Raw genomic sequence first — 25,820 nt, forward strand, 5'->3', positions numbered from 1 at the left:
TTTTGGATTGTCTGAGCATTTTCTAGTTGACGGTGAGTGAGTAGTTACTCACCGTCAACTAGAATTCAAAGAATAATGGAGAGGGACATGGCTACCGGCTTTTCGATATTCAAATACCCTGATACTCAGGAAATTTATCGCCAACTCAAGGCACTCATTTCACAGCCGATTCGTTCGGTCAAGAAGAACGAGCTGCAAGCCTATTTAAACGACTATTACGAGAAGAAATGTGCTCGTTCAAAGGCAATGATCCAAGAGGCTTCCCAATACATTCCGGGTGGAGTTCAGCACAATTTAGCGTTTAATTACCCCTTTCCTCTCGTATTCACCAAGGCGGAGGGAGCCTATCTCCACGATCTTGACGGAAACAAATACATCGACTTTCTACAAGGTGGAGGTCCTACGGTTTTAGGCAGCAACCCGAAATCGGTACGGGAAAAAGTCGTCCGATTATTGAATAATACCGGCCCCGTAACCGGTCTTTTTCACGAATATGAACTTAGACTGGCCGAAAAGATCGTAGAGCATATGCCTTCCGTACAAATGTTCCGGATGCTCGGTTCAGGGACGGAAGCTTGCATGGCTTCGATTCGAGTCGCACGACTCGCCACCGGAAAGAAAAATATAGTTAAGATGGGCGGCGCTTACCACGGCTGGAGCGATCAACTCGCGTACGGTATTCGTATTCCGGGCACGCGGCATTTCGAAGCGCATGGAATTCCCAAGCATATCTTTAAATACACGCAGGAGTTTTACCCCAACGATCTAAATTCACTGGAAAAAGTTCTGAAAAGGAATCGCTGGAGAGGCGGTACGGCTGCCGTTTTAATCGAGCCCGTCGGTCCGGAGAGCGGAACGCGGCCTCTAGATTTCGATTTTAATAAAGGAGTTCGGGAGCTTTGCGATAAGTACGGCGCTTTATTAATTTTTGATGAAGTTGTAACTGCCTTTCGAATCGGAATGAGCGGCGCCCAAGGATATTTCGGAGTCAGTCCGGATCTTACCGTTTTCGGAAAAGTAGTAGCGGGAGGCTATCCTTCCGCAGGAGGCCTCGGAGGAAAAAGGGAATTCATGAAATATCTGTCGGCCGGACTCCAAAGCGGAACAAAGAAAGCATTAATCGGCGGTACGATGGCGGCCAATCCTTTAAGCTCGGCGGCCGGCTATTTCACTCTTTGCGAAATTGAAAAACAAAAAGCCTGCGAAAAATCGGGAAGAGCCGGAGATCGTATCACTGTCGGTTTACAAAAACTGATAAAAAAATACGATCTACCTTTCGTGGCGTTTAACCAAGGATCTATCTGCCATCTGGAAACGGTCGGAACCATGCTGCTCGAAATCGATATAAAGAAGTTCTGGAAGATCAAGAAAACGATTCATGAAGCCCACGAAAGAAAGAAGGCGATGGAAGAAATGGGCGCAGCGTACATGGCGGAAGGACTCGTAACACTAGCGGGAAGCCGTCTATATACGAGCGCTTCGGATACCGACGCCGTAATCGACGAGGCTCTAAAACGTTTTGAAAAAGTGTTTCAGAAAGTAGAGGGAGTTTCTGCGAAGAAATAAGCTTGGATTAACTTCGTTTAACGCGATTCGGAGAGTGCTATAAACGTCGATAAGGCTAAAAAACTCGCAAATCGATCTTAAACTCAAGGGAGCTCGTCGCATACATTCCAATTATAAATTCATTCGATGTAACTTAATTTAAATATAATATTTTTATAGCTTTATAAAAAGAGATCCCATTTTTATAAAGCTATCCGCTTCGATTTTAAATTTGTACTTGGCGACCCGATTCCGAACCGGTAGGCTTCGCCTCCATGAAGTCCCGATTGATACTCACACTTTTCCTTTCCGTCGTCACCTGCTTTAGCGGCGATTGTTCCCGTGCTACCAATTCATCGCTCCCGCTCCTATCCGCTCTTTCGGGTATACAGCCAGACGATTTGATATCAAATTATTTAAATCGATCATTGAGTCTTAGTTCCGGTCTTCATAACCTAGATTACGTGGATACGAGCGATGAAATAAACATTAAGGTCGGAGAAAAATCGTACGGCGGTCACAGCGACAAAATATTCGTAGATGGTCTGGGCAGAGAAGTTTACTTCCGCGGCTTTAATATTTCCGGAAACGCTAAGCTTGCCCAACACGGCTTTAAACCCTTCCAAAACGAAACCGACGCGGATATAGCGCTTGGAAGGCTGGGCCAGACCACCGGGGCTAACATGATTCGATTTAATATCGCTTGGGAAGGAACTCATCCCGCGGTGGATACTATAGATTATGCCTATCTGGATTCGATTATCGCCCAAATCCGGAAGGCCACCCGAAAGAAACTTTATATTCTCCTGGATTTTCACCAGGATTTATTTTCAAGGAATCTATTTAATAAAAACTCCTGGTATACCGGAAACGGAGCCCCCGCTTGGATTATCTCGGGAGGATCCTATCCGTCCGAATATTGCGGAATTATTTGTGCGAGCTGGAGTCAGAACAATCTCACTAACGAAGCCATTCGTCGGGCATTCAGGAATTTCTGGAACGATTCGACTTTAAACACGACACTCGGGACTCGAACAATGCAGGAAGAATTTCTTTGGCAACTCGGAAAAACCGCCGCATATTTAAAAGCCCAGCTGACCCCCGAGGAATTCGCTTATATTCTGGGAATAGATCCTTTCAACGAACCTGTGGACGGGGGAATGCAAGGATTAACACCGGCGCAATGGGACAATCAAAAACTATGGCCTTTTTATAATAAAGTTCGGCAAAATTTGAATCAGAATGGATGGGATTCCAAATTGGTCTACGCGGAACCATTAGTTTTTTGGAATACGAATATAGGAGCCATCGCACCCGCAACGGGAGGCGGACATTTGACGACTCTTCCCGGACCCGGGTTCGTTTTCAATTCTCACTTTTACGACGCTGCGCGCATGGGTACCGATCTGACCGGAATCGATAATGCCACATATTTTAAATACCTGGATGATATTCGAAAAGAGTCTAGATTCGAGCAAACGCCGGTTTTTCTCAGCGAATTCGGAATGTGGCTAAAAGGAGTCGGAGCGAAGGACACGCCGAGAATGATCAGTGCGGTTTACCAGGCCATGGAAATTTCAGACGGTCAACAAACCGCAAAAACTCGATATGCGGACTTTTATAACCCCGTTGTTTCGGGAACGGAATGGCATTGGGATTATTATTACGATAATCACCATGAATATATGAACGGCAATACTTCCAAATTAATCACTTCCAAGGACGCCTGGAACAATGAGGACTTTTCAGTCGTGGGAAATTACGGGACGACTTTCAATGTGGACAGCTACACGATTCAACGGGCTTATCCGAGAAGATCGCAGGGGCAAATTTTAAGTTTTTATTATAATACCGTCGGATTCGATTCCTGGAAGAACGTATTCGAGTGGGGAGGGATCCGAGCCGAATCGTCCGGGCCGACTTATTTTTCGGACAGGAGATTTATTATAGTAATCTGGAAAGGAAGAAAATCCGAAGCGCCGACCGAAATTTTTCTACCTCCTCATTTTTCCGCGCAAGATGTTATTCTTATAACGGATAAACGAATCTACAATAAAGGGCTGCCGAATAGTATTCAAAACCAAGACGCCGAAGCCATCCTGGTTCAGGATCGGAATAGGCAGAACGGTTCGGGAAATCTTTTAATTCTCTGGGATGATCCGGTAAATGGGGAAGATTCGGACACTTCGATTCACTTTGCGATCGCGATCGATGCGGCCAATGTTTCTTTCAATGACACCGTGCTGATCAATCTTCAAAATAGTTTAAAAACGAAAATTCAGACGAATAACCAAAGTCCCGTCTATATGACCGGCAAAATGACATATGGTGGATATCCGTCCGAGTAATCCAGCAATCGCCGCGTGGTTCGGAATAGGATCTTGTCTGCAGGAAGAAGAGCAATAGAAGTTGATTTATAATCCCCTCACATTTCACTTATATTTTTGCGATTTTAGATCCGTTCCGGTCGATTCCGATTCTCTTCCTAAATCGATACGGAAGAGAATTTGTAGACATTTGTATCCAAAATCGCGTTAATTAATCTCGAACCACCATTTCCTCAACCGGAGCTTTGACAATCATGGAAGATAAAAAGGAGCTATTGACGGATCGAATAGCTTCTTCGGGGCCTGTTACGATCAATCGAATCCGTTTCGGTCTTGTTGTTTTGTTTTTAGGTTCCCTCGCGGCGTCTTGGGCTCAAAGCTCCTTACTCCAGAACGCCGCTTATTTACTCGGAACCTGCACTCTAGCGGGCTTTGCCATAGCTAATCTTTTTTATCTACGCAGGAACGGAACGATTCCTCTCCGACTCGGCATGGCTTCTATCCTGGCCGACATCATCACCCTTGGCATAACGATGTTTGTCGCGTCTTGGACGGATCGAGACATGTCGTCGGGAGTGATTCGGCAATTAGTTTTATATGCCATCAATATGATCTTTATCGTATATTCAGGACTTTTACTTTCCCCGAATTTCGTTCTTTGGGCCGGATTCCTTTGCGCATTTTGTCAGGGAATCGTAATTTTAAACAGCGGCTTAATGGGAGTGGAATTCACCGAAGACGAAATAAAAGTTTTATCCCCGGGATATGCGTCCATTTCCGAGCAAGCGTTAAAATTGGTTTTTTTGGTCGTAGTCGCTTACATAACCAGAAGCGTAATCGTAATTTTTAGATTAATCGGAGCGGTAGAAGAAGAATATGCAAACACACTGGAAGAGAAAGTAAAGGAACGCACTAGAGAGGTAACGGGCAAAATGGACGAGATCCATGCCCTAAAAGTACAGCAAGACGGCGATTATTACTTAACATCGTTGTTAAGTAAACCTCTTACCACAAACTGGAATACTTCGATAGAAGTCAGCACTACATTCTATATCGAGCAGAAAAAGAAATTCATATTCAAGAATCGGGAATCGGAACTTGGGGGCGATATCTGTATCAGCGGAAATCTTCTCTTCGGTTCGAATAAGGAGAAATGGATCGTATTTCTAAACGGGGATGCGATGGGTAAATCCTTGCAAGGTGCCGGCGGTGCCATCGTACTCGGAACCGCAGTTAACAATATCATGGCAAGATCCGCAAGTCACGGCAGAGTCTTAGAAATGAAGCCGGAAGATTGGATACGTCAGACATATAGGGAATTGGACGATATCTTCCGAACATTCGACGGAATGATGATGGCATCCGTCATTCTCGGACTGATCAACGAAAAGACCGGAAAAATCCTTTTCTTCAACGCGGAACATCCTTGGCCGGTACTTTATAGAGATGGTACGGCCTCGTTTTTGGTAAGAGAAACATCGACCTGGAAATTAGGCTCTCCGATCGAAGGTAAATTTAAAATCCAAGAGTCGAAACTGATGGATGGAGACGTTATATATATAGGCTCGGATGGCCGCGATGATATCAGTTTGTCGGAGGACGGAATCCATTGGCGAATGAACGAGGACGAAACCGTTTTCCTGAGAATCGTCGAAGAAGCTAAGGGAGAAATCGACGGTATAGCGGATAGACTACATTCCTTCGGAGTCATATCGGACGATCTATCCTTAATGCGTATCGGTTTCAGGGAACAAGTTTCCACCAATCATCCGAAATATTCACAAGCGATAAGTAAATACTCGGAGGCGCGAAGAAGTTTACAACAACGTGAAACCGTAAAAGCGGTGTCTTTATTGAAAGAAGCTTGGACAATCGCACCTACGTTCAAAGAACCCGCTCGCCTGCTAGGCCAAGTATACTATGATCGGAAGGATTATGTAAATGCGATCAAATGGTTCGAAAAATATTTATCGTTAAATTCGAATTCTCAAAATATCTGGTTCGTCGTTTCCTTATGTTATAAACACATAAAAGACTTCAAGAAGGCGGCCGAGGCCGCCGAAGCGGTCAGGATCTCGCAACCTCATAGATTCGCAAACTTAATCAACCTAGCGGATAATTACCGACTACTGGGCGACTTTGAAAAATCGAGGGATATCCTGCAAAGAGCAAAGGAGATCAACGAGGATAACGCTCTGGTCGAAAAACTAGAGGAACTCTTGGACGGAAAAGGTCGTTGAATTTGCGCGTTATTTCGCCCGATTTTTTAAAGGAACGAGCTTAGAAGAAGCTTCTTACGAACGAAATAAAAAACCCCGAGCCGTTCTTCAACGTCCGGGGTCGATCTCCCATCTCTAGAATATGTGGGTTATTTCTTTTTCTTAGGTTTTGCTGCGGCTTTTTTCTTAGGAGCGACAGTCGTTTTCTTTTTCTCTGCTGCTACTTTCTTAGGAGCTTTTTCCTTTTTGGGAGGAGCTTCTTTAGCGGCCTTGGCTTTCTTGTCGTCGGAAAACACTTCGCGTTTTTCCCGAATTTCTTTGAGAAGGGTCGGACGATCCTTACGGTTCGTTAACTCTAATATCCCAACCTCGGAATTATCGGATGGGCGATTTACGAGCTTAAGAATCCGCGTATATCCCCCGTTCGTATTCGCAAAACGGACCGCAATATCCTCGAAAAGTTTAGTTACGATATTACGATCTTTCACTCTTTTTAAAACTTCCCGCTTGTTATGAAGTTTTATCTCGGGAGCGACATCGCCTAAATTTTTCTTCGCACGAGTAATGATCTTTTCCGCGTGAGAACGAACCACTTTCAATTTTGCCTGGGTGGATTCGATCCTTTCGTATTTAAAAAGACTCGTGATCATATTATTGATCAAAGCATCCCGATGACCCTTTTCGCGGTTAAGATGCTTTACTTTATTTCTTTTATTCATTTCAGAAATCCCTCATTCCGAACGACAAGCCCAAACCCGCAAGTTTGGACTTGAGCTCACCGAGAGCCTGCTCGCTGTAGTGTTTGGACTTGGACATCTCTTCTTCGGATCTCTTGACCAGATCTCCTACAAAGTCGATCTCCAAGCTTCGAAGAACATTGAGAGAACGAACGGATAGTTCCAGCTCTTCGACGTGCTTGGAAAGAGACGCTTTCAGCTTCTCGTCGGCCTCGTCTAGCTCGTCCTCTTCTTCTTCCAGTTCTTCTTCGAAATTAATGAAAACCGTTAGGTGTTCTTTTAAGATTTTCGCAGCCTGCGCTACTGCGTCTTCCGGCGAGATCGAGCCGTCCGTCCAGACTTCAAGAGTCAATTTCTCGTAATCGGATCTTTGAGCGACGCGGGTTTCGGAAATTTCGAAAATGACTTTTTGAACCGGAGAAAAGATGGAATCGATCGGGATCGTTCCCAATACTTCTATATCTTTCTTCTTATCTTCGGCGGGAACGTATCCTCTACCTCTTTGAATCTCTAAGTCGAGAATCAAATTGGCGTCCTCGTTCAAAGTCGCAAGATGAAGATCCGGATTCATGATTTCTATGGAAGAATCCACAGCCAAATCACCCGCTCTAAAATATCCTGCGCCTTTCAATTCGAGGTGAATGACCTTGCTCTGGTCTTTATCTTCAGGCTCGTATTTGATGCGAACCTGCTTTAGGTTCAGGATGATACGGGTAACGTCCTCAGCCACTCCTTCGATGTATGAGAACTCGTGGTTTACGCCTTCGATGCGGATTGCGGAGATAGCCGCTCCCTCGATCGAGGACATAAGAGTCCTGCGAAGAGAGTTTCCGATCGTAGTTGCAAACCCGCGCTCGAACGGTTCCGCGACGAACTTTCCGTAATTAGGCGTATTCGTTTCCGTAGTGAATTCGATCTTTTTCGGACGTTTAAATCCTTTGAGTAAGCTTTTAAGAGACAATGTGAAAACCTTCGTACCTTTATTACTTGGAGTACAACTCCACGATCACTTGTTCTTTCACAGGAATATCCACATGATGGCGTTCCGGTAAAGAAAGAACATCCCCTGAAAACTTGATAAAGTCGGCAGACAACCAAGATGGAATTGAGTTCAAGGATTGAGCCAATTGAATGTTTTGAGTGATAAAAGCGGAAGTATGGAACTTGCCTCTAATCTCGATTTTATCACCGACATTCAATCTGTAAGATGGAATATCCACCCTCTCTCCGTTCACGAGAACGTGTTGGTGAGAGATGAAATTCCTAGCCTGGCGCCTAGTTACCGCGAATCCAAGTCGATAGACGGCATTATCCAATCTTCTTTCTAGAAGTTGAAGCAAAATCTCACCGGTTACACCGTGAGCATGCGACGCTTCTTCATAATAACGACGGAATTGTTTTTCTAACAGACCGTAAGCGCGTTTCAGTTTCTGCTTTTCTCTCAGCTGAGCGCCGTATTCGGAAACTTTCGGTTTCCGTTTTGGCGGCATACCGGGAGGTCCCTTTTTATGGAACTTATCCCGATTGAAAGTATAGCTAGATTTGAGGAAGAGGTTCACACCCTCTCTCCTCATCAGTTTTACGACTGGACCTCTATATCTTGCCATATTCTTCCTACCTTAGACCCTTCTTCTTTTACGGGGACGGCAACCGTTATGGGGTAGAGGAGTTACGTCCTTAATCATCTTAATAGAAAGACCTCTTGCAACTAACGAACGAATGGCTGATTCACGACCGATTCCGGGACCGGAAACCAGAACATCCACTTCGTTTAGTCCGGCCGCGTCGATCGCTTTCTCTGCGGCGCTTCCTGCCGCGATTTGTGCGGCGTACGGAGTGGACTTTTTCGAGCCACGAAAGCCCATTGCACCGGCAGTCGACCAAGATAGAGTGTTTCCTGCCAGGTCGGTTATGGTAATAATAGTATTGTTAAAAGAAGCAGTAATATAGACCTTACCGCGTGGTACGACCTTTTTTTCCTTCTTCTTAACTTTCTTATCTTTCTTTGTTTTCTTATCTTCAGCCATGATTACTTAGTTGCCTTTTTCTTATTGGCGACGGTCTTTTTAACGCCTTTACGAGTACGGGCATTGGTACGAGTTCTTTGACCGCGAACCGGCAAGCCTTTTCTATGTCTTAACCCGCGGTAACATCCGATGTCCATCAGACGTTTGATATTAAGCTGGTTTTCGGAACGAAGATCCCCTTCCACTTTTACGGTTTCTTCGATCACCTTTCTAATGGCGGCCTCTTGCACGTCGGAAAGATCCTTAACCCGAACTGCTTGATCAACCCCGGCTTTTGCCAGGACTTTGCGGGAAGTAGAGGGTCCGATACCGAAAATATAGGTTAAGCCAACAACGATTCTTTTTTCCCTTGGAAGATCGATTCCTGCGATACGTGCCATGGTTATGCTTGCCTTTGCTTGTGTTTAGGATTGGTGCAGATCACACGGATCACGCCCTTTCTTCTAATAATCTTACAACTGGTGCAGATTTTTTTAACGGAGGTTCTTACTTTCATAACATCTGTCCTACTTCTTGCGGTAGGTAATTCTACCTTTGGTCAAATCATATGGGGAAAGTTCCACGGTGACCTTATCCCCGGGAAGGATCCTTATATAGTGCATTCTCATCTTACCCGAAATATGGGCCAAAACCTTATGCCCATTTTCTAGTTCGACGCGAAACATGGCATTGGGTAACGGCTCCAAGACCGTCCCGTCCACAGTGATCGCTTCTTCTTTAGCCAAGTTACGTCAGCTCCTTTTTGATGAGTTCGGTTACTTGTTCTAAAGATCCCACGCCGTTGATCCGGGAAAGGTTTCCCTTGGCGGAGTAGTAATCCAGAAGAGGAAGCGTCTTTTTATTGTATGTTTCCAGACGACTCTTGATGGTCGTTTCGTTATCGTCGGAGCGCCCTTCGATTTCCGCGCGCTTCAAAAGTCTTTGAAGCAATTCCCCGTCGGGAACTTCCAAATTGATCGCGCGCTTGATATCTTTGCCTTCCGCCTTCAGAAGCTTATCGAGAGCCTCCGCTTGCTCGACAGTTCTCGGAAATCCATCCAGAAGAAATCCCGTCTTGCAATCCGGTTCGACGATACGATCCTTGATTATGCCGATGACCACGGAATCCGGAACCAAATCGCCAGCATCCATGTATTTCTTGGCTTCCAGTCCCATTTGAGTTCCATTCTTCACGGCAGAGCGCAAAATATCGCCGGTGGATATTTGCGGAATTCCAAGAGTATCGCAAAGAATCTTAGCTTGAGTTCCCTTTCCCGCGCCTGGAGGGCCCATGAAGATGATCGAATTCATTTTCTAGGACCTTCCCTTGATTTTGGATTTTTTCAAGAATCCGTCGTAGTTTCTCATTAATAACTGGGATTCTAATTGTTTCAGAGTCTCTAACGCGACCCCTACCATGATTAAGAGGGAGGTTCCCCCGAAGGTATAAACCAGGGACCCGCCTCCGGAATTGGTTCCTAAATCTAAAAAGCGAATAATAATATACGGAGCCAGGGCCAGACCCGCGAGAAAGATCGCGCCCGGAAGAGTGATACGATTTAAAACTTTTTCGATATATTCTTTCGTATGAGAACCGGGACGAATTCCGGGAATAAAACCGTTATATTTTCGGAGGTTCTCGGCGAGTTCTGCCGGGTTGAATTGAATCGCAGTATAAAAATATGCGAAGAAAACGATCAAACCTATGTAAATGAAAAAGTAAACCGCTGCGTGGTACCAGATTTGAGAAAACGGATTCAAATAATCTAATAGAACGGCCCAGCCGGCCCACTCAGGGATATCGACGATCTGCTGAATAATGGTTTGCGGAAATAGAAGTAACGAAGATGCGAAGATGATCGGCATTACGCTTGCTCCGTTTACCTTAAACGGAATGCTTTGGCTCTTTGCTTGGACCATTCTACGTCCGACCATTTGTTTACCGTACTGCAAAGGCACCTTACGGACACCCTGAGTCAAAAGGACCGTAAGAGAGATGAGTAGAATGAATAGTAATAATAAGATGATAATATTCAAACCGTCTACGAAGTTCTCTTGGAAGAGTTGGTAAACGGAACTAGGTAGACGGCCTACGATACCGGCAAAGATTAAAAGGGAGATCCCGTTCCCGATTCCTCTCTCGGTGATTTGCTCTCCGAGCCAAATCAACAATACGGTTCCGGTGGTGATGGATAAAAGTGCGATAAAGAAAAACCAGGATTCTACGGAAGAATGAATAAGTCCCGGGTGCAGAGCGGCCTTTTGATCGGCACCATATGACCATTGCTGGGCCAAACGAATGACCGCAAGGGATTGAACGGCACAAAGGATGATAGTTCCATACTTCGTGTACTGTCCGATTTTCTTACGGCCTTCTTCTCCCTCTTTTTGGAGCTTCTGCAAAGATGGAACCAAAACCATGACTAATTGCATGATAATGGAAGAAGAAATGTAAGGCATGATTCCGAGAGCAAAAATGGAGAAGTTCAGGAGAGCTCCTCCGGCAAACATATCGAACATGCCTACCAATCCTTCGGATGCAGTCGCGTCGGCTGCGATTGCCGAAACGACTTTAGGATCGATTCCTGGAATAGTAATATGTGTTCCAAGGCGGAATAGAAGGAGCATGCCAAGGGTAAAGAAAACCTTATTCCTTAGTTCCGGAATCTTAAAGATATTTGCGATCGAAGTCAGCATGTAGTTCTAAACTAAATTCCTTTTCCTATTTCCAGGACCTTTCGATCCCCTCTTGGGCAAAAGGGACTCGCTATCCGAGTCCCTCCTGTAAAAGCTTCCAACAAGCAGAAGCATGAATACAAAGCCCGAATCAGGCTTCTTTAGCCAATTCGGAGCGTAATTTTACCGACCCGCCGGCTTTTTCTATTTTTTCCTTGGCGGATTTGGAAACGCTATCGGCCACGATATGGACCGCTTTTTTGATTTCCCCGGTGCCAAGAATCTTGAAAAGAGTCGTCTCTTTATCGAGAATCTTCGATTCAACCATATTTTTGGCATCTATGTTCCCGGTCAAACCGCTTTTCTCTATGTCTCTGAGGTTGATCGGGAAGTACGTTGTGTGAAAAATCGAAGTAAATCCTCTTTTCGGAATCCTACGGTGGATCGGCATCTGCCCACCTTCGAAACCGCGACGAACCGTATTCCGGGCGTACTGTCCTTTGGATCCGCGCCCACCGGTCTTACCGGTTTTGGACCCGATTCCTCTTCCTAAACGTTTTTTGTTCCGAGTGGAACCCGCCGGAACCGGAATCGTATTCTGAGCCGGAACGTTTTCCTTTTCAGAGCGCTCCTTTCCGAACGCGAGTGCAGTTTTGATTCTTTCCTTGCTCATAATAAATTATCCGAACCTTTTAGGCCTTATCCACTTTTACCAAATGCCTGACATCATTGATCATGCCTTGGATTTGCGGAGTCAAAGTATGCTTGCGCTGCTGCCCCGTCTTCCGGAGCCCCAGAGCCGCGAGAGTCAGCTTTTGGCCTTTTTTAACGCCGATGCTGCTTTTAACTTGGGTTACGATTACGGTTTCCATTTTTCTTATCCTACGTCGTTACCGAATAAACGAGCCAAGGTGATTCCTCTTTTACGAGCTGCTAAAACGGGAGTTTCCAGCTGTTGCAAAGCATCAAGAGTCGCCTTAACGATGTTTACCGGGTTGGATGAACCCCAGGATTTGCTTAGAATATCCTGAATTCCCGCTTTTTCAACCACGGAACGAACGGATCCTCCCGCGATGATTCCGGTTCCCGGGGAACTCGGTTTTAGAATTACTTTTGCCGACTTGAATTTTCCAGTCACCTCGTGAGGGATCGTATGACCGCGGAATTCTACCTTTACTAGGTTTTTCTTAGCGGATTCGATAGATTTACGAATCGCGTCGGGAACCTCGTTGGCTTTACCGAATCCGATCCCGACTTTCCCTTTCAGGTCGCCGACAACCGTCAGAGCGTTAAAAGAGAAACGGCGTCCACCTTTAACGACTTTCGCGACGCGATCGATTTTAACGACCTTTTCGGAAAATTCCTTAGCTTCTTGTTCTTGTTCGTATGCCATATATTAGAACTCCAAACCAGCTTCTCTGGCTGCGTCAGCGAAGGCTGCAATCCTTCCGTGATATATCATTCCGGAACGATCCAGCATGACCAACTTTACTCCCTTAGCAGCCGCGCGTTCACCGATCAGTTTACCGAGCGTTTTGGCTGCCTCTACGTCTTTACGACTCTTCCCGGAAGAAGCGAATTCCTTATCGAGGGTTGTTGCGGAAACTAGCGTAGTTCCTTTGACATCGTCTACGATTTGGCAGGAAAGATAACGATTGGACTTATTGAAGACCAATCGGGGGCGATCCCCAAATTGCCGTAGCTTGAAGCGGGAGCGCTCTGCTCTTCTTTGTTTGGCTGCGACTTTCTTCAGTTTGTTAATCATGGCCTTACTTCTTACCGGTTTTTCCGGCCTTTCTCTTAATCACTTCGTTATTGTACTTGATCCCCTTACCTTTGTAAGGCTCCGGGGGTCTCTTAGCGCGGATATCGGCGGCGACTTGGCCGACTAATTGTTTGTCGATACCGAAAATCTTGATCCGAACTTGCTCGTTTACGTCGATTTTGATTCCTTTCGGAGTCTTATAAACGACTTCATGCGAGTATCCTAAGTTCATAACCAGATCTTCTCCGCGCTTCGCAGCACGGTATCCTACTCCGGTTATATCTAGGTTTTTTTCCCATCCCTGGGTAACGCCTTTCACGCAATTCAAAAGAAGAGCGCGAGTCAAACCGTGCAAAGCGACAACGTTTTGCTCTTCGCTGGATCTCTCCAGCTTCAAGGTGCCGGATTCGTTTTTCAGGGCAATTCCTTCGAAGATAGGAGTTTGCAATTCTCCCAGCGGACCCTTTACGCGAATGGCATTGTTCTCTAATTTTACTTCCACTTTCTCGGGAAGTTTAATCTCTGCTTTTCCAATCCTGGACATAGGTTTTACGGATATCTAAAACTCTTAAGAGAGTTTGCAGATCACCTCTCCTCCTACGCGTAATTTCCGGGCTTTCTTACCCGTCATAATTCCTTTGGAAGTGGATAAAATCATGGTTCCCATATTATTCTTGTAGGGACGAATGTCTTCGCTCTTAAGATAAACCCTTCTTCCGGGGGTGGAAACTCGTACGAGTTCCCGAATGACCGGCTTTTTAGTTCCGTCATATTTTAAGGTGACTTTAAAATCCTCAAAACTTCCGTTTTGAACCGGCTCATAGCCATTGATAAAGCCTTCTTCTTTCATAAGTTCCAAGATGGAGCGTTTGATTTTGCTTCCTGGAACAAGGCAACTTTCGTGCTTCGCTCGGCCGGCATTCCGGATGCGAGTAAGCATATCGCCGATAGGATCGGATAAACTCATAAACTTTCTCCCCCAGCCCTTACCAAGATGCCTTTACTACGCCCGGAATTTGAGCCTGGCTAGCCAGTTTCCGGAAACAAATTCTACACATATCGAACCTTCTAAGGTAACCGCGAGGTCTGCCGCAAAGAGGGCAGCGGTTGTGTATCCGCACCTTAAATTTTTTAACTTTCTTATGCCTTTCGATCAGAGAGGTTTTAGCCATAACTGCGGTGCTCCTTATTTCAGGTTCCGGAACGGCATACCGAAGGCGACGAGTAGGCTATGTGCTTCTGCATCGCTTTTAGTATTCGTTACGAAGGTCATGTTCATTCCATAGATCGTGTTAATCTTATCCACTTTGATCTCTGGGAAAATGATCTGTTCTTTGATGCTAAAGTTGTAGTTTCCGCGGCCATCAAAACCTTTTTCGGAAACCCCTTTGAAGTCGCGAACCCGTGGAAGAGCGACATTCACCAGACGGTCTAGGAACTCATACATATAGTTCCCGCGAAGAGTAACGGTTGCACCTAGGCTCATTCCTTCGCGCAATTTAAATCCCGCGATGGATTTCTTTGCCTTGGTTTTCACCGGGCGTTGTCCGGTGATTAAAGCCATTTCCTCGACTGCAGCTTCCAGCGCTTTTGGATTCGTATGCGCTTCTCCCATACCTACGTTAAGAACAATCTTCTCGAGGCGTGGCACTTGCATTACAGATTCGAAACTGTACTGCTTTTGGAGTGCGGGAACGATTTCTTTCCCGTATTTTTCCTTAAGTCTCGCTGCCATGGCTTAGATCTCTTTCCCGTCCGGTCTTGCTACGCGGACTTTTTTGCCTTTACTTTCCTGGAATCCTACACGAACTCCCTTTTTCTTTTTGGAGTCGTAGAACATAACGTTGGAAATATGCATCGGCGCTTCGACTTCTACGATTCCACCCTGAGGATTCTCTTGAGTAGGTCTCAGGAATCGCTTACGTTTATTCAATCCTTCGACGACCACGCGATCCCGCTTCTTGTCGATCACGAGGATTTTTCCGCGTTTGCCTTTTTCTTTTCCAGCAATCACGACTACTTCGTCGTCTTTGTGGAGTTTAACGGACTTAAACTTAGTATATTCGGAACCCCGATATGCCAGCTTAGACATTATAGAACCTCCGGAGCTAGGGAGATGATCTTAGCGTATTTCTTATCCCGGAGCTCACGAGCGACCGGTCCGAAAATACGAGTACCTTTCGGGTTCCCTTTATCGTCGATAATCGCGACAGCGTTATCGTCGAATCTGATATAGGAACCGTCGGGACGACGAATTTCCTTTTTAGTGCGAACAACTACGGCGCGTTGTACGGCCTTGTTGTGGACCTTTTTCCCCGTGGAATCCTTTAGCCCGTAAGCCGGTTGTGCGTCCTTAACGGCGACGATGATTTCGTCTCCGACGGATGCATACCGTTTCTTTGAGCCCCCGAGGACCTTGATACACATAACTCTCTTGATCCCGGAGTTGTCGGCTACTTGGAGGATGGTTTCCTGTTGGATCATCTTACTTTGCCTTTTCTACGATCTTAAATAGACGGTGGCGCTTTTCGCGGGAGAGAGGGCGGGTTTCAATCGCCAGAATTCGATCTCCTACTTGGCACTCATTCTTCTCATCGTGAACCTTCATTTTTACGGTCCGGCGCACGATCTTCTTGAATCTAGGGTGGGTCTTGCGCATCTCTACGACCATCACCAAGGTTTTTTCCATGGCGGTGCTTACGACCTTACCTTCGCTCAGAAGGGATTTTTTAACGGACTTCTTTGCAGTTTCCATAATCAGTTCTTAGCCTTTGCAGCCAATTTAGCCGCTCCGTTCGCTTTCGCACGATTCTGCTCTTTACGAGTCGAACGGGAGAAACGACGCACTTTATTTGCACCTGGAGTTCCAGCAAGCGCACGCTCCCTTTTAATCGTTAAAAGGCGCGCGATCTTTTTCTTAGCGTTAGCGATAACTTTCGGATTTTCGAGAGAACGCGCGACTCCGTATTGAAAGCGCGCGGTACGAATTACCTTACGAGCATCCTCTATCTGAGCCAAAATTTCGACGTCTTTCAGTTCGTGCAGTTTGACCTTTTTCATAATACCGACCTCTTCACGAATTCGGTTTGAACCGGAAGTTTATAGGCAGCCAAATCCAACGCTTTTTTTGCGGAAGCTTCATCGATGCCGCTCATTTCGAATAAAATACGACCCGGACGAATCTCTGCGATCCAGAACTCCGGATTTCCTTTTCCCTTACCCATCCGAGTCTCGGCCGGTTTCTTAGTAATGGGAAGATGCGGGAAAATCCTGATCCAAAGTTTTCCGCCTCGTTTTACTTGGCGGTTGATTGTAATACGCGCCGCCTCGATTTGCCGGGCGGTCAGGCGGCCGGACGTAACGGCCTTAAGGCCGTATTCGCCGAAGGAAACTTTGGAACCGCGTTCGTCGGTTCCCTTGAGGCGTCCCCTCTGTCTCTTCCTGAACTTAACTCTTTTCGGTGATAACATCTTTCGTTCCCTGTAAACCGATCCTTAAAAGATCAGTTGGTCCTTCTCTTAACCGCGTATTTGTCTTCTTCGGACTCGTCTTTGTTAGAGATAAAATCTCCGGTATAGGTCCAAACCTTTACACCGATTTGTCCGAAAGTCGTACTAGCTTCACGGAAACCTAAATCGATTTTTGCCCTTAGCGTATGCAAAGGAATTCTTCCTTCACGATAATGCTCGCGACGCGCCATATCCGCTCCGTTCAAACGTCCGGAAATCATGATTTTAATTCCTTCCACCCCGCCTCTCATAGCGCGACGAAGTTCTTGCTTCATTACGCGACGGAAGGGTTGACGCTCTTCGATTTGAATTGCGATGGATTCGGCAATGCATTGAGCGATGGTTTCCGGCTTTTTAACTTCGATAATATTCAGGTTAAGAGGCTTTTCGCTCATAGTCTTGATGACTTTCTTAACGGCTTCGATATTCGCACCGTTCTTACCGATCACGACGCCCGGCTTTGCAGTGTGCAAGTTTACGTTGATTTTCTCGGGAAAACGTTCAACAACCACTTTCACGACTCCGGCTTCCCGGAAACGGTTTTGAATAAAACGACGGATACGAATGTCCTCATGAAGATTTTTTCTGTAATCCTGCTGAGAGAACCAGATGGAATCCCATCCGCGGGTAATTCCGATACGAAGTCCGATTGGGTTAACTTTCTGTCCCATGATTTCCCCTATTAGTCCGAAATTACCACTGTTACGTGGCTGGTTCTCTTGCGGATTCTTGCCGCACGTCCGCGAGCGCGAGGACGAAAGCGTTTTAGGATCGGGCCTTCATCCACGAGAATCTTCTTAATGAACATCTTGCCTGGCTGCGCGCTTTCATTCTTTACGACCGCGTTTGCAGACGCCGATTTGATCAGCTTGAAGATGGGCTCGATGGCTCTCTTATTGGTATATTTTAGGATATCCAAAGCTTCCGCCACTTCGTATCCCCGAATCTCGTCGGCGACGAGACGCAGTTTACGAGGAGACATCCGGATAAATCTTGCTACGGCTACGGCTTCCATTATTTCTTACCGGCCTTTTTATCCGTATTTCCGTGACCGCGGTAGGTACGAGTTGGAGCGAATTCTCCCAATTTATGCCCGACCATATTGTCATTGATATATACCGGAATAAATTTGTTTCCGTTATGAACCATAATCGTGTGTCCGATCATGTCCGGAAAAATCGTGCTTCTACGCGACCAGGTTTTGAAGGGCTTCTTTTGGTTCTCGGAGTTCAGCTTGATCACCTTGCTCATAAGGTGGCTGTCGATGAACGGACCTTTTTTCGAGGATCTCATGATGATTACCTGCTCCTATTTCCCTTTCTCTTCTGTACGATAAACTTGTCGGAAGGCTTCGCTTTACGACGAGTCTTATACCCCTTGGTAGGAATACCCCAAGGAGTAACCGGATGGCGACCACCGGAAGTACGTCCCTCTCCACCACCGTGAGGGTGATCGACGGGGTTCATGACGACTCCCCGGACCTTAGGACGTTTTCCCAACCATCTGTTCCGACCGGCCTTTCCGATCGATACTAGGTTATGATCTTTATTACTGCAGATTCCGATTGTCGCATAACAGTTATGATGAACCTTGCGAACTTCGGAACTCGGAAGCTTCAGAAGCATATAATCCCCGTCGCGACCGGCGATCGTAGCGAACGATCCGGCAGTACGAGCGATTTGTCCGCCTCTTCCGATTTTTAATTCTATATTATGAACGTTTGTGCCGGGCGGAATCTTTCCTAACGGAAGTGCATTCCCTAATTTGATTTCCGCGTTATCACCGGAGGAAATCTTATCACCGACTTTCATGCCTTCTGCATTCAAGATGTACGCGTATTCGCCGTCGGTATAGCAAATCAAAGAGATGAATGCCGAACGATAGGGATCGTATTCTACGGTTTTGACGGTGGCAGGGATGCCTACTTTACGACGTTTAAAATCGATAATACGATATTTACGCTTAACTCTTCCACCCTTACGGCGAACGGCGATTTTTCCGCCCTCTCCTCTACCTGCTTTATAGCTGAGCGAGATCGTGAGAGGCCTGTATGGCTCGGTTTCAGTCAGTTCTTTAAAATCAAGAACGGATTTGAAACGGCTCGCGGAAGTAACGGGTTTGAATTTCTTAATTCCCATTTCTTACACTTCCTTTCCGAAATCAATGCTTGCTCCGTCACGGAAGGTGACGATGGCCTTCTTCCAATGAGCTTTAGGAGCGGGTAAATGACGGAAACGTTTTACTTTTCCGCGATAAACCTGAATATTCACCGAGGAAGGAACCACGTTGTATATCTTGCGAAACGCCTCCTTCACCAGAGTTTTGTTCGCTCTAGGATGGATTTCGACGGTATACTTAACGGTTCTCTTGCCGGCTTTCTCTCCGATCGTCTCAAGGTCCTGAGACTTTTCGGTAACGACAGGTGAAAGAATAACTTCGTGCAGGTTCATTATTTACCTTCCCCATAGTGTTTGAGGATCTCGCCTAACGCAGCCTCTGTAATCACCAGGTTTCTATTATAAAGAATGTCCCGAATCGAAATACGCTTCGAGTTGATGTATTTCACCGTAGGAATATTGCGAACCGACTTCTTTACGAATTCGTTTTCTCCGCCTACTACGAAACCGATCACTCCGGTATTCTTTAGTCCGATATTATTGAACAAAGTAGCGAAGGCCTTCGTACTGAATTCCTTAGGATCCAAATCCTCTACGACTTTGATCGCGGCGCCTTGGGCTTTTTTATTCAAGATCGAAAGCAGAGCGCGGCGCTTTACCTTCGGAGAAATTTTATAGGAATAATCCCTTGTTCTCGGTCCGTGAACGGTTCCACCGCCGACCCATTGAGGAGCGCGAATGGAACCTTGACGAGCGCGACCGGTTCCTTTTTGAGCCCAGGGTTTTTTACCGCCGCCCGAAACTTCCGCGCGGGTTTTAGTATGGTGGTTCCCGGAACGTAGGTTAGCGTTCTCCGCCTTAATGGCATCGTAGATCGCTCCGCTGCTATACTTGGATTCGAAAACTGCCGCAGGCAATTCGATTTCCGAGAGCAGCTTTCCTTCTTTTGAGTACTTCTGTGCTTTCATCACTCTACCGGATCTTTATATCTTCTCGATGGTTACGATCGTGTTCGCCGGGCCCGGAACGGAACCGCTGACAAATACCAGATTTTCCGCTTCGTGAATACGAACCACTTTCAGATTCAGGACGGTTTTGGTATCGGAACCGGTACGGCCCGGCAGCTTACGCCCCTTGAATACCCGTCCTGGCGTTGTATTGGAACCCATAGAACCTGGATGCCTATGAAAACGAGAACCGTGGGCGCCTGGTCCTCCATGGTGTCCGTAACGTTTAATCACACCCTGAAAACCTTTTCCCTTGCTGGTCCCGGTTACCTTAACGGTATCCGAAACGGCAAACACGTCTTGCGCTTTCAATTCTGCACCAGCGGCAGGTTGATCGCCGAAATCCCGGAATTCCTTCAACACTCTCTTCGCAGACAATCCGGCCTTGGCCAAATGTCCCGTTTGGGCTTTGGACAGGTGTTTTTCTTTATCGTCCTGAAATGCCAATTGAATCGCTTCGTATCCGTCTTTCTCGACGGATTTCACTTGGGAAACTGCGCAGGGACCTACCTCTAAGACGGTTACAGGAATAATGTTTCCCTGTTCGTCGAAGATTTGGGACATCCCTATCTTTCTACCGATTAATCCCTTTGCCATTGCTTCTTCCCTTAGGATTTAATATCCACTGACACGCCAGCCGGGAGCTGTAATTTCATAAGAGCTTCCACCGTGTCTTCATTCGTGTCGAGGATGTCGATGAGCCGCTTGTGAGTTTTCATCTCAAACTGCTCTCTTGATTTTTTATTTACGTGCGGAGAACGGAGGACTGTGTATATTTCCTTCTTCGTGGGAAGAGGAATCGGACCGGAGACGGTAGCTCCGGTCCTTTTGGCAGTCGCAACAATCTCATAAGTTGATTGGTCGATCAACTTATGATCGAAAGCTTTTAGCTTTACTCTGATCTTTTGGCCAGCCATTCCCTTACTCTTACTCGGTGATCTCGGCCACTACGCCGGAACCAATGGTCTTTCCACCTTCGCGAATCGCGAATTTGAGACCTTTGTCCATGGCGATCGGGTGAATCAACTCGATGCTCATAGTTACGTTGTCACCAGGCATAACCATTTCCATTCCGGAAGGTAGGTTACAGACACCGGTGATGTCGGTAGTTCTAAAATAGAACTGTGGACGATAGTTATTGAAGAACGGAGTGTGACGTCCGCCTTCGTCTTTCGTTAGAACGTAAACTTCCGCGTTGAACTTCTTGTGAGGAGTGATCGATCCCGGTTTAGCGAGAACCTGTCCTCTTTCGATGTCTTCCTTCTTGGTTCCACGGAGAAGAGCGCCGATATTGTCGCCTGCTTCTGCAGAATCAAGGAGTTTGCGGAACATCTCGATACCGGTAACGACAGTTTTGGTGGTAGGACGAATTCCTACGATCTCGACTTCGTCGTTGATTTTGAGGGTTCCTTGCTCGACACGACCCGTAGCAACAGTTCCACGACCGGTGATAGAGAACACATCCTCTACAGGCATTAGGAACGGTTTGTCTACGATACGTTTCGGATTCGGAACGTAAGTATCCAGAGCTTCCATCAGTTTGATGATCGATTTCGTTCCGAGTTCGGAATCATCGCCTTCGAGAGCTTTGAGAGCCGAACCGTAAACGATCGGGGTATCATCGCCCGGGAAGTTGTATTTGTTCAGAAGGTCGCGAACGTCCATCTCAACCATTTGGATCATTTCTTCACGCTCATCATCCGCGAGCATGTCCGCTTTGTTGATGTATACGATTATATAAGGAACGCCTACCTGACGAGCGAGCAAGATATGCTCTTTTGTTTGAGGCATTGGTCCGTCCGTTGCAGAAACAACCAGGATAGCTGCATCCATTTGCGCAGCACCGGTGATCATATTCTTAACATAGTCAGCGTGACCTGGGCAGTCAACGTGAGCATAGTGACGGTTTGCAGTCTCATACTCCTGGTGAGAAGTAGCGATCGTTATTCCGCGGGCTTTTTCCTCAGGTGCGTTGTCGATTTGGTCGTAGGCGACAGCTTTATTTTTACCGCCCAGCACTTTCGCGAGGGTTGTGGTAATTGCTGCAGTTAGGGTGGTTTTCCCGTGGTCTACGTGCCCGATCGTTCCGACGTTTAAGTGAGGTTTGGACCTGTCGAATTTCTCCTTAGCCATAGTGCTTTTAAACTCCTTACTTGTTAACGAACCCTCACGGGACTCATTTAATGCAATACAGAATGGTGATCAAAGTCAAAAAGGGTGTCCAATGATAGGACGCCCCTTCCCTGTGCCATATTTCTAAGAACACCGCTAAAGCCAAGCAAGTTTTGCGCAGCAGCACTTGCTTGGATCAAGGAGCGGCCTTCCGCAACTGAAATCACTTTCCGGATCCTTGCCTCTCGCTTAGCTAAACTTGCTAAGACATCTCCTAGATAAGAATCCGGTACTAGAATCTCCATCTCGGAAAGAGGACCAATATGATCCGTGTTAGACGGAATTATGTCCTTTAAGCCCTTGATAACAGCCACCTTCACAAGGGAAGATAGATCGACTTCCGAATCCGCTTTAGGAGGAACGAAAGCTTCGACGATCAAATTCAAACCGAGGAGTTCTTCCCCGGCCTGCCCGGTGGCAGCCACTTCTGCAAACGCAGACTCGATTGCCTTTTCTACTTCTTCCGGTAGCTGTATTTTAAACCGCACTCCCTTGGAGAAACTGTGAGAGCTTTCCAAGGACGCGAGCACCTGACCGCTCGAGACTTTTTGATCGAACGCGGTATGCTGAAATGCGACCTTTTTAACCAAATTTTTCCAAAGTGCAAATCTTGCAATATGTATTCCGCTGGTCTGAAAACTTTTTGGGAAGGACTCCTTGAGTCGAGAAAGCGAAATCTCGAGATGCAATTCTCCCATTCCCGATAACCGGAATTGTCCGGTTTCGGGAAGAATGCCTATCTCCAAGCTAGTGTCCACCCAGGCCAACTCTTCCAAAGCTCGCCAAAGCTCTTCTCGATCTTCTCCCCTTTCGGGTTCGAGAAGAAGATGAAATTGTTTTCGGATCGGAGGCAATAAGCTCCTTTTTTCCGACTTATGCCCCCAAAGGACATCCCCCGGCCTTAGAAAAAGTAAGGAATCAGTGGCAAGAAGTTCGCCTACCACAGCGCGATCCGTTTCTTCGTGCTCTCTCGCGGAAACTCGATAGAGAGTATCCATGCTGCCGACTTCATGCGCGGAGTGAAATCTGTCTCCCGCTTGAATGGGAGCCCAGGCTTGAAAATAAAGAATCTTGCCCAGATCCGGATGGATCTCCCTCTTGAATACTACGCCCGAGGCCCCCGGTATCGAAGGTTTCAGCGGAGGTTTTCCCTTTGCCAGGAGCTCTAAAAAACGTAAAAGCTCGGCTATCCCTTGTCCATGGAGAGCCGAACCGCCAAGTACCGGATAAACCTTTCCATTCCAAAACCCTTTTACAAGTCCGCTCTTTGCTAGAGACGATAGATCGGCAGGATTCTTAAGATAGTCTTCCGAAAGCTGAGGATCCCATTCTAAAAGCGGCAGAAGCTCGTCCTCTCTCCCCTGGCCTTCTAATACCGGAAGGCTAAAATCGTCGCGGAACAGTAGGACAGGCTCCTGGCCCAGGGCTAGTTCCAGATCCACTAAGGCCGAAAGAATGTCCGCCCCTTGACGATCGAGTTTATTCAAGAAAAATAAAATAGGTTTTTGGGCCTTGCGAAGAGATTCGACATTCTGAAACGTTTGCGACTTTAAACCTTCGAAGGAATCTATTAAGACCAGTCCGAAATCCACTGCCAAGAGAGAGGCATTCGCCTGGGGCTGGAAATCCAAATGACCCGGATTATCCACAAATTGCAGCAGAAGACGCGTCTCCTCCGCGTTCGGCCAAGGAATTCTGGCTACCGTGGATTGAATGGAGATACCGCGCTCTATTTCCTCGGTTAAGTAATCCGATTCGGTGGTCCCTTCCTCTATGCTGCCAGGGCTACGAATCCGCCCGGTTTCGAATAAAATTCGTTCGAGCAAAGTAGTTTTGCCGGCGTCAATATGCGCGAAAATACCGGGATTGAGAAGAGGGAGATCCATATCGATTTGGTGGAGATCCCAGCCTGGATTGGGCCGGTCCAAGGACAACAACAATCGCTTTCAGAGGACAGAAGACTGAGGACAGACGCGTTCGCTTTCAGAAGACAGGGGTCAGAGGACGGAAGACAGAACATTGGCGAGCCGGGTTTCCATGCTATAGAGAAAAATTCTTATGCTAACAGTGGATCTTTCCTCGGCCCTTCTTTCTCGGTGTAGGAGTTCCAACATAATTCGTTTTTAAAAAAAATTGTTGTCAGGGTAATAGGAATAATTGTCTGTCCTCTGTCCTCTGTCCTCTGTCCTCTGTCCTCTGTCCTCTGTCCTCTGTCCTCTGTCCTCTGTCCTCTGTCCTCTGTCCTCTGTCCTCTGTCCTCTGTCCTCTGTCCTCTGAATGTGTTCGATCGATGTTTTTAAGGTTTGCTTTTCTAGCGATCCTTCTTCCAATTATGCGGATAGTCTAAACCGCATTAGCCGAATAACGTTATGCGAAGCGATTTTGAATCAGGAAAATAGTGGGAGATTTTATTCGATGGAAATGAACGGGAAGCAAACCGAGAACGCCTGGAGAATTCTGATTCTCCTATTCTTTGCGAATCTTTTAAATTTCTTTGATCGAACGATACCGGCAATCATCGTAGAGCCGATTCGTCACGAATGGAATTTGACCGATCTTGAGCTTGGATTCATAGGCTCCGCGTTTACGATCATATATGCAATGGCAGGCCTTCCCTTGGGACGGATAGCCGATACCGGAATTCGGAAGAAAATCATGGGTTGGGGGCTAGTAGCCTGGAGTGCGTTTACCGCAATTAACGGCCTCGCGTGGAACTATACTTCTTATGTATTCGTTAGGATGGCGGTGGGAATCGGCGAAGCTAGTTACGCTCCTGCGGCGAATTCATTGATCGGCGATTTGTTCCCGGCTCATAAGCGCGCACGTGCTATGGGCGTTTTTATGTTGGGGTTACCTCTCGGCTTAGTCCTCGCTTTTTTTACGGTTGGCGCTATGGTAAAAGCTTTCGGGACTTGGCGGGCGCCGTTTTTTATCGCCGCGATTCCGGGAATTCTATTAGCCGTCTTTTTATTCTTTATTAAGGAACCGCCGAGAGGCGCGGCCGAAGCGGTATCGATATCCGACAAAAAAATCGACCGCCCTATCTATACGGTTATGAAAAACCGGACCATGTGGTGGATTATACTTTCCGGTCTGACGTTCAACTTCGCGGCATACTCCGTAAATACCTTTTTAGTCTCCTTGCTCCAACGATACTTTCATATTTCATTAACTAATGCTGCGGTTACCACCGGCTTCATCGTAGGTATTACGGGCCTCGTCGGCTTAACCGTAGGCGGATGGATCGCCGATAAAATTCATCAAAAATCGGAGCGCGGTCGCTTGTTATTCGGCGCCCTAAATCTTTTGGTATCCGGAATCGCAATTTGGTATGCCCTGGGACAATCCGATGCATTCATAGTCTCTTTTGCGATACTGTTCGCTTTCGGTTGGCTTGCATCATATACTTATTATACTTGCGTGTATCCCGCAATTCAGGACGTCATCGAACCCAGACTCCGAGCTACTGCAATGGCGCTTTACTTTGCGGCAATGTATTTGCTCGGGGGAGCTGCGGGTCCGGCTGTCGTAGGCTGGCTTTCCGATTATCTAGCCCGAGCCGCGATGGTTCGAGCGGGAGCGATCCAGATTTCGGAAGAATTCAAAGCTATCGGCTTGCACGATGCCTTGTATTTAATCCCTATTATGGTATTCGCGACTGCAGTCTTTGTGTTTTTTGCTTCCAGAAGTTTCCCGAAAGACGCTGCGAATATGAAACGAGAGATGTCTAGCTGAACAAG

General features: G+C 46.7%; 36 protein-coding genes. 4 read left to right on the plus strand and 32 right to left on the minus strand.

Annotation, left to right across the window (positions count from 1 at the left end; genetic code table 11):
* The first annotated feature begins 87 nt into the window (after positions 1-87).
* The 3 genes from LEP1GSC047_RS04175 to LEP1GSC047_RS04185 all read left to right on the plus strand — a co-directional run bounded on the left by LEP1GSC047_RS04175 (position 88) and on the right by LEP1GSC047_RS04185 (position 6,112).
* Positions 88-1,566 carry an aspartate aminotransferase family protein gene (locus tag LEP1GSC047_RS04175; protein ID WP_010414491.1) on the plus strand — a complete coding sequence of 493 codons (1,479 nt, stop codon included), beginning with the start codon at positions 88-90 and terminating at the stop codon, positions 1,564-1,566.
* A 254-nt stretch (positions 1,567-1,820) separates the two neighbouring features.
* Complete coding sequence (locus LEP1GSC047_RS04180; protein WP_010414495.1) at positions 1,821-3,893, plus strand: cellulase family glycosylhydrolase; 2,073 nt, start codon at positions 1,821-1,823, stop codon at positions 3,891-3,893.
* 233 nt (positions 3,894-4,126) lie between these two features.
* Entirely contained in the window at positions 4,127-6,112 is a 1,986-nt protein-coding gene (locus LEP1GSC047_RS04185; RefSeq protein WP_010414497.1) for a SpoIIE family protein phosphatase, read from the plus strand.
* A 128-nt stretch (positions 6,113-6,240) separates the two neighbouring features.
* Here LEP1GSC047_RS04185 and rplQ read toward each other — a convergent pair whose 3' ends face one another.
* The 32 genes from rplQ to LEP1GSC047_RS04335 all read right to left on the minus strand — a co-directional run bounded on the left by rplQ (position 6,241) and on the right by LEP1GSC047_RS04335 (position 23,966).
* Complete coding sequence (gene rplQ, locus LEP1GSC047_RS04190; RefSeq protein ID WP_010414500.1) at positions 6,241-6,810, minus strand: 50S ribosomal protein L17; 570 nt, start codon at positions 6,808-6,810, stop codon at positions 6,241-6,243.
* Position 6,811: 1 nt separating this feature from the next.
* Complete coding sequence (locus LEP1GSC047_RS04195) at positions 6,812-7,789, minus strand: DNA-directed RNA polymerase subunit alpha (RefSeq protein ID WP_010414503.1); 978 nt, start codon at positions 7,787-7,789, stop codon at positions 6,812-6,814.
* A 22-nt stretch (positions 7,790-7,811) separates the two neighbouring features.
* A complete protein-coding gene (gene rpsD, locus LEP1GSC047_RS04200) occupies positions 7,812-8,435 on the minus strand; it encodes a 30S ribosomal protein S4 (protein WP_010414506.1) in 624 nt (207 codons plus the stop codon).
* Between the two features lie 12 nt (positions 8,436-8,447).
* Positions 8,448-8,855, minus strand: a complete 408-nt coding sequence (gene rpsK / locus LEP1GSC047_RS04205) for a 30S ribosomal protein S11 (RefSeq protein WP_010414508.1) — start codon at positions 8,853-8,855, stop codon at positions 8,448-8,450.
* A 2-nt stretch (positions 8,856-8,857) separates the two neighbouring features.
* Complete coding sequence (gene rpsM, locus LEP1GSC047_RS04210) at positions 8,858-9,235, minus strand: 30S ribosomal protein S13 (protein ID WP_010414510.1); 378 nt, start codon at positions 9,233-9,235, stop codon at positions 8,858-8,860.
* 2 nt (positions 9,236-9,237) lie between these two features.
* Positions 9,238-9,351 (minus strand): 50S ribosomal protein L36, encoded by a 114-nt coding sequence (gene rpmJ / locus LEP1GSC047_RS21080; RefSeq protein ID WP_010414512.1) that lies wholly within the window; start codon positions 9,349-9,351, stop codon positions 9,238-9,240.
* A 10-nt stretch (positions 9,352-9,361) separates the two neighbouring features.
* Entirely contained in the window at positions 9,362-9,580 is a 219-nt protein-coding gene (gene infA / locus LEP1GSC047_RS04215) for a translation initiation factor IF-1 (RefSeq protein ID WP_010414515.1), read from the minus strand.
* A gap of 1 nt (position 9,581) precedes the next feature.
* Positions 9,582-10,145, minus strand: coding sequence for an adenylate kinase (locus LEP1GSC047_RS04220; RefSeq protein WP_010414518.1), 564 nt, complete (start codon positions 10,143-10,145; stop codon positions 9,582-9,584).
* A 3-nt stretch (positions 10,146-10,148) separates the two neighbouring features.
* Positions 10,149-11,531, minus strand: coding sequence for a preprotein translocase subunit SecY (gene secY / locus LEP1GSC047_RS04225; RefSeq protein WP_010414521.1), 1,383 nt, complete (start codon positions 11,529-11,531; stop codon positions 10,149-10,151).
* Positions 11,532-11,661: 130 nt separating this feature from the next.
* Positions 11,662-12,183, minus strand: a complete 522-nt coding sequence (rplO, locus tag LEP1GSC047_RS04230) for a 50S ribosomal protein L15 (RefSeq protein ID WP_010414523.1) — start codon at positions 12,181-12,183, stop codon at positions 11,662-11,664.
* Positions 12,184-12,202: 19 nt separating this feature from the next.
* Positions 12,203-12,382, minus strand: coding sequence for a 50S ribosomal protein L30 (gene rpmD / locus LEP1GSC047_RS04235; protein ID WP_010414525.1), 180 nt, complete (start codon positions 12,380-12,382; stop codon positions 12,203-12,205).
* A gap of 5 nt (positions 12,383-12,387) precedes the next feature.
* The gene (gene rpsE / locus LEP1GSC047_RS04240) at positions 12,388-12,903 is read right to left on the minus strand and encodes a 30S ribosomal protein S5 (RefSeq protein ID WP_010414527.1); all 516 of its coding nucleotides are present in this window, start codon (positions 12,901-12,903) and stop codon (positions 12,388-12,390) included.
* 3 nt (positions 12,904-12,906) lie between these two features.
* Positions 12,907-13,275: a 50S ribosomal protein L18 gene (gene rplR, locus LEP1GSC047_RS04245; protein ID WP_010414529.1), complete on the minus strand. Its 369-nt coding sequence runs from the start codon at positions 13,273-13,275 to the stop codon at positions 12,907-12,909.
* Positions 13,276-13,279: 4 nt separating this feature from the next.
* Entirely contained in the window at positions 13,280-13,819 is a 540-nt protein-coding gene (gene rplF / locus LEP1GSC047_RS04250) for a 50S ribosomal protein L6 (RefSeq protein ID WP_010414530.1), read from the minus strand.
* Between the two features lie 24 nt (positions 13,820-13,843).
* Positions 13,844-14,242 (minus strand): 30S ribosomal protein S8, encoded by a 399-nt coding sequence (rpsH, locus tag LEP1GSC047_RS04255; RefSeq protein WP_010414533.1) that lies wholly within the window; start codon positions 14,240-14,242, stop codon positions 13,844-13,846.
* A 19-nt stretch (positions 14,243-14,261) separates the two neighbouring features.
* Positions 14,262-14,447, minus strand: coding sequence for a type Z 30S ribosomal protein S14 (locus LEP1GSC047_RS21085; protein ID WP_010414536.1), 186 nt, complete (start codon positions 14,445-14,447; stop codon positions 14,262-14,264).
* 14 nt (positions 14,448-14,461) lie between these two features.
* Positions 14,462-15,010, minus strand: a complete 549-nt coding sequence (gene rplE / locus LEP1GSC047_RS04260; RefSeq protein ID WP_010414539.1) for a 50S ribosomal protein L5 — start codon at positions 15,008-15,010, stop codon at positions 14,462-14,464.
* A gap of 3 nt (positions 15,011-15,013) precedes the next feature.
* Positions 15,014-15,367 carry a 50S ribosomal protein L24 gene (gene rplX, locus LEP1GSC047_RS04265; RefSeq protein WP_010414542.1) on the minus strand — a complete coding sequence of 118 codons (354 nt, stop codon included), beginning with the start codon at positions 15,365-15,367 and terminating at the stop codon, positions 15,014-15,016.
* A complete protein-coding gene (gene rplN / locus LEP1GSC047_RS04270; RefSeq protein ID WP_008596038.1) occupies positions 15,367-15,759 on the minus strand; it encodes a 50S ribosomal protein L14 in 393 nt (130 codons plus the stop codon). Before rplN ends, rplX begins: the two co-directional genes overlap by 1 nt.
* Before the next feature lies 1 nt (position 15,760).
* A complete protein-coding gene (gene rpsQ, locus LEP1GSC047_RS04275) occupies positions 15,761-16,030 on the minus strand; it encodes a 30S ribosomal protein S17 (RefSeq protein WP_010414552.1) in 270 nt (89 codons plus the stop codon).
* Positions 16,031-16,032: 2 nt separating this feature from the next.
* Complete coding sequence (gene rpmC, locus LEP1GSC047_RS04280; RefSeq protein WP_010414554.1) at positions 16,033-16,335, minus strand: 50S ribosomal protein L29; 303 nt, start codon at positions 16,333-16,335, stop codon at positions 16,033-16,035.
* The gene (gene rplP, locus LEP1GSC047_RS04285; protein ID WP_010414556.1) at positions 16,332-16,745 is read right to left on the minus strand and encodes a 50S ribosomal protein L16; all 414 of its coding nucleotides are present in this window, start codon (positions 16,743-16,745) and stop codon (positions 16,332-16,334) included. Before rplP ends, rpmC begins: the two co-directional genes overlap by 4 nt.
* A gap of 32 nt (positions 16,746-16,777) precedes the next feature.
* Positions 16,778-17,455, minus strand: a complete 678-nt coding sequence (rpsC, locus tag LEP1GSC047_RS04290; RefSeq protein ID WP_010414559.1) for a 30S ribosomal protein S3 — start codon at positions 17,453-17,455, stop codon at positions 16,778-16,780.
* A gap of 11 nt (positions 17,456-17,466) precedes the next feature.
* On the minus strand, positions 17,467-17,799 hold the full coding sequence (gene rplV / locus LEP1GSC047_RS04295; RefSeq protein WP_010414560.1) for a 50S ribosomal protein L22: 333 nt from the start codon (positions 17,797-17,799) through the stop codon (positions 17,467-17,469).
* A complete protein-coding gene (gene rpsS, locus LEP1GSC047_RS04300) occupies positions 17,799-18,080 on the minus strand; it encodes a 30S ribosomal protein S19 (protein ID WP_039934107.1) in 282 nt (93 codons plus the stop codon). Before rpsS ends, rplV begins: the two co-directional genes overlap by 1 nt.
* A gap of 2 nt (positions 18,081-18,082) precedes the next feature.
* Positions 18,083-18,922, minus strand: coding sequence for a 50S ribosomal protein L2 (gene rplB / locus LEP1GSC047_RS04305; protein ID WP_010414565.1), 840 nt, complete (start codon positions 18,920-18,922; stop codon positions 18,083-18,085).
* 3 nt (positions 18,923-18,925) lie between these two features.
* Positions 18,926-19,234: a 50S ribosomal protein L23 gene (locus LEP1GSC047_RS04310; protein ID WP_010414568.1), complete on the minus strand. Its 309-nt coding sequence runs from the start codon at positions 19,232-19,234 to the stop codon at positions 18,926-18,928.
* Positions 19,234-19,869 carry a 50S ribosomal protein L4 gene (gene rplD / locus LEP1GSC047_RS04315; protein ID WP_010414570.1) on the minus strand — a complete coding sequence of 212 codons (636 nt, stop codon included), beginning with the start codon at positions 19,867-19,869 and terminating at the stop codon, positions 19,234-19,236. The genes LEP1GSC047_RS04310 and rplD overlap by 1 nt, the downstream gene beginning before the upstream one ends.
* 15 nt (positions 19,870-19,884) lie before the next feature.
* Positions 19,885-20,505 (minus strand): 50S ribosomal protein L3, encoded by a 621-nt coding sequence (gene rplC / locus LEP1GSC047_RS04320; RefSeq protein WP_010414573.1) that lies wholly within the window; start codon positions 20,503-20,505, stop codon positions 19,885-19,887.
* Positions 20,506-20,516: 11 nt separating this feature from the next.
* Positions 20,517-20,825, minus strand: a complete 309-nt coding sequence (rpsJ, locus tag LEP1GSC047_RS04325; protein WP_008593919.1) for a 30S ribosomal protein S10 — start codon at positions 20,823-20,825, stop codon at positions 20,517-20,519.
* 10 nt (positions 20,826-20,835) lie between these two features.
* Positions 20,836-22,041 (minus strand): elongation factor Tu, encoded by a 1,206-nt coding sequence (gene tuf / locus LEP1GSC047_RS04330; protein WP_010414595.1) that lies wholly within the window; start codon positions 22,039-22,041, stop codon positions 20,836-20,838.
* A 47-nt stretch (positions 22,042-22,088) separates the two neighbouring features.
* Positions 22,089-23,966: an elongation factor G-like protein gene (locus tag LEP1GSC047_RS04335; protein WP_010414597.1), complete on the minus strand. Its 1,878-nt coding sequence runs from the start codon at positions 23,964-23,966 to the stop codon at positions 22,089-22,091.
* A 529-nt stretch (positions 23,967-24,495) separates the two neighbouring features.
* Here LEP1GSC047_RS04335 and LEP1GSC047_RS04345 point away from each other — a divergent pair.
* Positions 24,496-25,815 carry a spinster family MFS transporter gene (locus tag LEP1GSC047_RS04345; RefSeq protein ID WP_010414603.1) on the plus strand — a complete coding sequence of 440 codons (1,320 nt, stop codon included), beginning with the start codon at positions 24,496-24,498 and terminating at the stop codon, positions 25,813-25,815.
* Positions 25,816-25,820: the final 5 nt, after the last annotated feature.

This window comes from Leptospira inadai serovar Lyme str. 10 (assembly GCF_000243675.2).
Lineage (GTDB): Bacteria > Spirochaetota > Leptospiria > Leptospirales > Leptospiraceae > Leptospira_B > Leptospira_B inadai.

Bases quoted from the DNA above. Each gene is read 5' to 3' on its own strand.
- LEP1GSC047_RS04175 (WP_010414491.1), top strand. From the start codon at position 88: ATGGCTACCGGCTTTTCGATATTCAAATACCCTGATACTCAGGAAATT.
- LEP1GSC047_RS04180 (WP_010414495.1), top strand. From the start codon at position 1,821: ATGAAGTCCCGATTGATACTCACACTTTTCCTTTCCGTCGTCACCTGC.
- LEP1GSC047_RS04185 (WP_010414497.1), top strand. From the start codon at position 4,127: ATGGAAGATAAAAAGGAGCTATTGACGGATCGAATAGCTTCTTCGGGG.
- rplQ (WP_010414500.1), bottom strand. From the start codon at position 6,810: ATGAATAAAAGAAATAAAGTAAAGCATCTTAACCGCGAAAAGGGTCAT.
- rpsD (WP_010414506.1), bottom strand. From the start codon at position 8,435: ATGGCAAGATATAGAGGTCCAGTCGTAAAACTGATGAGGAGAGAGGGT.
- rpsK (WP_010414508.1), bottom strand. From the start codon at position 8,855: ATGGCTGAAGATAAGAAAACAAAGAAAGATAAGAAAGTTAAGAAGAAG.
- rpsM (WP_010414510.1), bottom strand. From the start codon at position 9,235: ATGGCACGTATCGCAGGAATCGATCTTCCAAGGGAAAAAAGAATCGTT.
- rpmJ (WP_010414512.1), bottom strand. From the start codon at position 9,351: ATGAAAGTAAGAACCTCCGTTAAAAAAATCTGCACCAGTTGTAAGATT.
- LEP1GSC047_RS04220 (WP_010414518.1), bottom strand. From the start codon at position 10,145: ATGAATTCGATCATCTTCATGGGCCCTCCAGGCGCGGGAAAGGGAACT.
- secY (WP_010414521.1), bottom strand. From the start codon at position 11,531: ATGCTGACTTCGATCGCAAATATCTTTAAGATTCCGGAACTAAGGAAT.
- rplO (WP_010414523.1), bottom strand. From the start codon at position 12,183: ATGAGCAAGGAAAGAATCAAAACTGCACTCGCGTTCGGAAAGGAGCGC.
- rpmD (WP_010414525.1), bottom strand. From the start codon at position 12,382: ATGGAAACCGTAATCGTAACCCAAGTTAAAAGCAGCATCGGCGTTAAA.
- rpsE (WP_010414527.1), bottom strand. From the start codon at position 12,903: ATGGCATACGAACAAGAACAAGAAGCTAAGGAATTTTCCGAAAAGGTC.
- rplR (WP_010414529.1), bottom strand. From the start codon at position 13,275: ATGATTAACAAACTGAAGAAAGTCGCAGCCAAACAAAGAAGAGCAGAG.
- rplF (WP_010414530.1), bottom strand. From the start codon at position 13,819: ATGTCCAGGATTGGAAAAGCAGAGATTAAACTTCCCGAGAAAGTGGAA.
- rpsH (WP_010414533.1), bottom strand. From the start codon at position 14,242: ATGAGTTTATCCGATCCTATCGGCGATATGCTTACTCGCATCCGGAAT.
- LEP1GSC047_RS21085 (WP_010414536.1), bottom strand. From the start codon at position 14,447: ATGGCTAAAACCTCTCTGATCGAAAGGCATAAGAAAGTTAAAAAATTT.
- rplE (WP_010414539.1), bottom strand. From the start codon at position 15,010: ATGGCAGCGAGACTTAAGGAAAAATACGGGAAAGAAATCGTTCCCGCA.
- rplX (WP_010414542.1), bottom strand. From the start codon at position 15,367: ATGTCTAAGCTGGCATATCGGGGTTCCGAATATACTAAGTTTAAGTCC.
- rplN (WP_008596038.1), bottom strand. From the start codon at position 15,759: ATGATCCAACAGGAAACCATCCTCCAAGTAGCCGACAACTCCGGGATC.
- rpsQ (WP_010414552.1), bottom strand. From the start codon at position 16,030: ATGGAAACTGCAAAGAAGTCCGTTAAAAAATCCCTTCTGAGCGAAGGT.
- rpmC (WP_010414554.1), bottom strand. From the start codon at position 16,335: ATGAAAAAGGTCAAACTGCACGAACTGAAAGACGTCGAAATTTTGGCT.
- rplP (WP_010414556.1), bottom strand. From the start codon at position 16,745: ATGTTATCACCGAAAAGAGTTAAGTTCAGGAAGAGACAGAGGGGACGC.
- rpsC (WP_010414559.1), bottom strand. From the start codon at position 17,455: ATGGGACAGAAAGTTAACCCAATCGGACTTCGTATCGGAATTACCCGC.
- rplV (WP_010414560.1), bottom strand. From the start codon at position 17,799: ATGGAAGCCGTAGCCGTAGCAAGATTTATCCGGATGTCTCCTCGTAAA.
- rplB (WP_010414565.1), bottom strand. From the start codon at position 18,922: ATGGGAATTAAGAAATTCAAACCCGTTACTTCCGCGAGCCGTTTCAAA.
- LEP1GSC047_RS04310 (WP_010414568.1), bottom strand. From the start codon at position 19,234: ATGAACCTGCACGAAGTTATTCTTTCACCTGTCGTTACCGAAAAGTCT.
- rplD (WP_010414570.1), bottom strand. From the start codon at position 19,869: ATGAAAGCACAGAAGTACTCAAAAGAAGGAAAGCTGCTCTCGGAAATC.
- rplC (WP_010414573.1), bottom strand. From the start codon at position 20,505: ATGGCAAAGGGATTAATCGGTAGAAAGATAGGGATGTCCCAAATCTTC.
- rpsJ (WP_008593919.1), bottom strand. From the start codon at position 20,825: ATGGCTGGCCAAAAGATCAGAGTAAAGCTAAAAGCTTTCGATCATAAG.
- tuf (WP_010414595.1), bottom strand. From the start codon at position 22,041: ATGGCTAAGGAGAAATTCGACAGGTCCAAACCTCACTTAAACGTCGGA.
- LEP1GSC047_RS04335 (WP_010414597.1), bottom strand. From the start codon at position 23,966: ATGGATCTCCCTCTTCTCAATCCCGGTATTTTCGCGCATATTGACGCC.
- LEP1GSC047_RS04345 (WP_010414603.1), top strand. From the start codon at position 24,496: ATGGAAATGAACGGGAAGCAAACCGAGAACGCCTGGAGAATTCTGATT.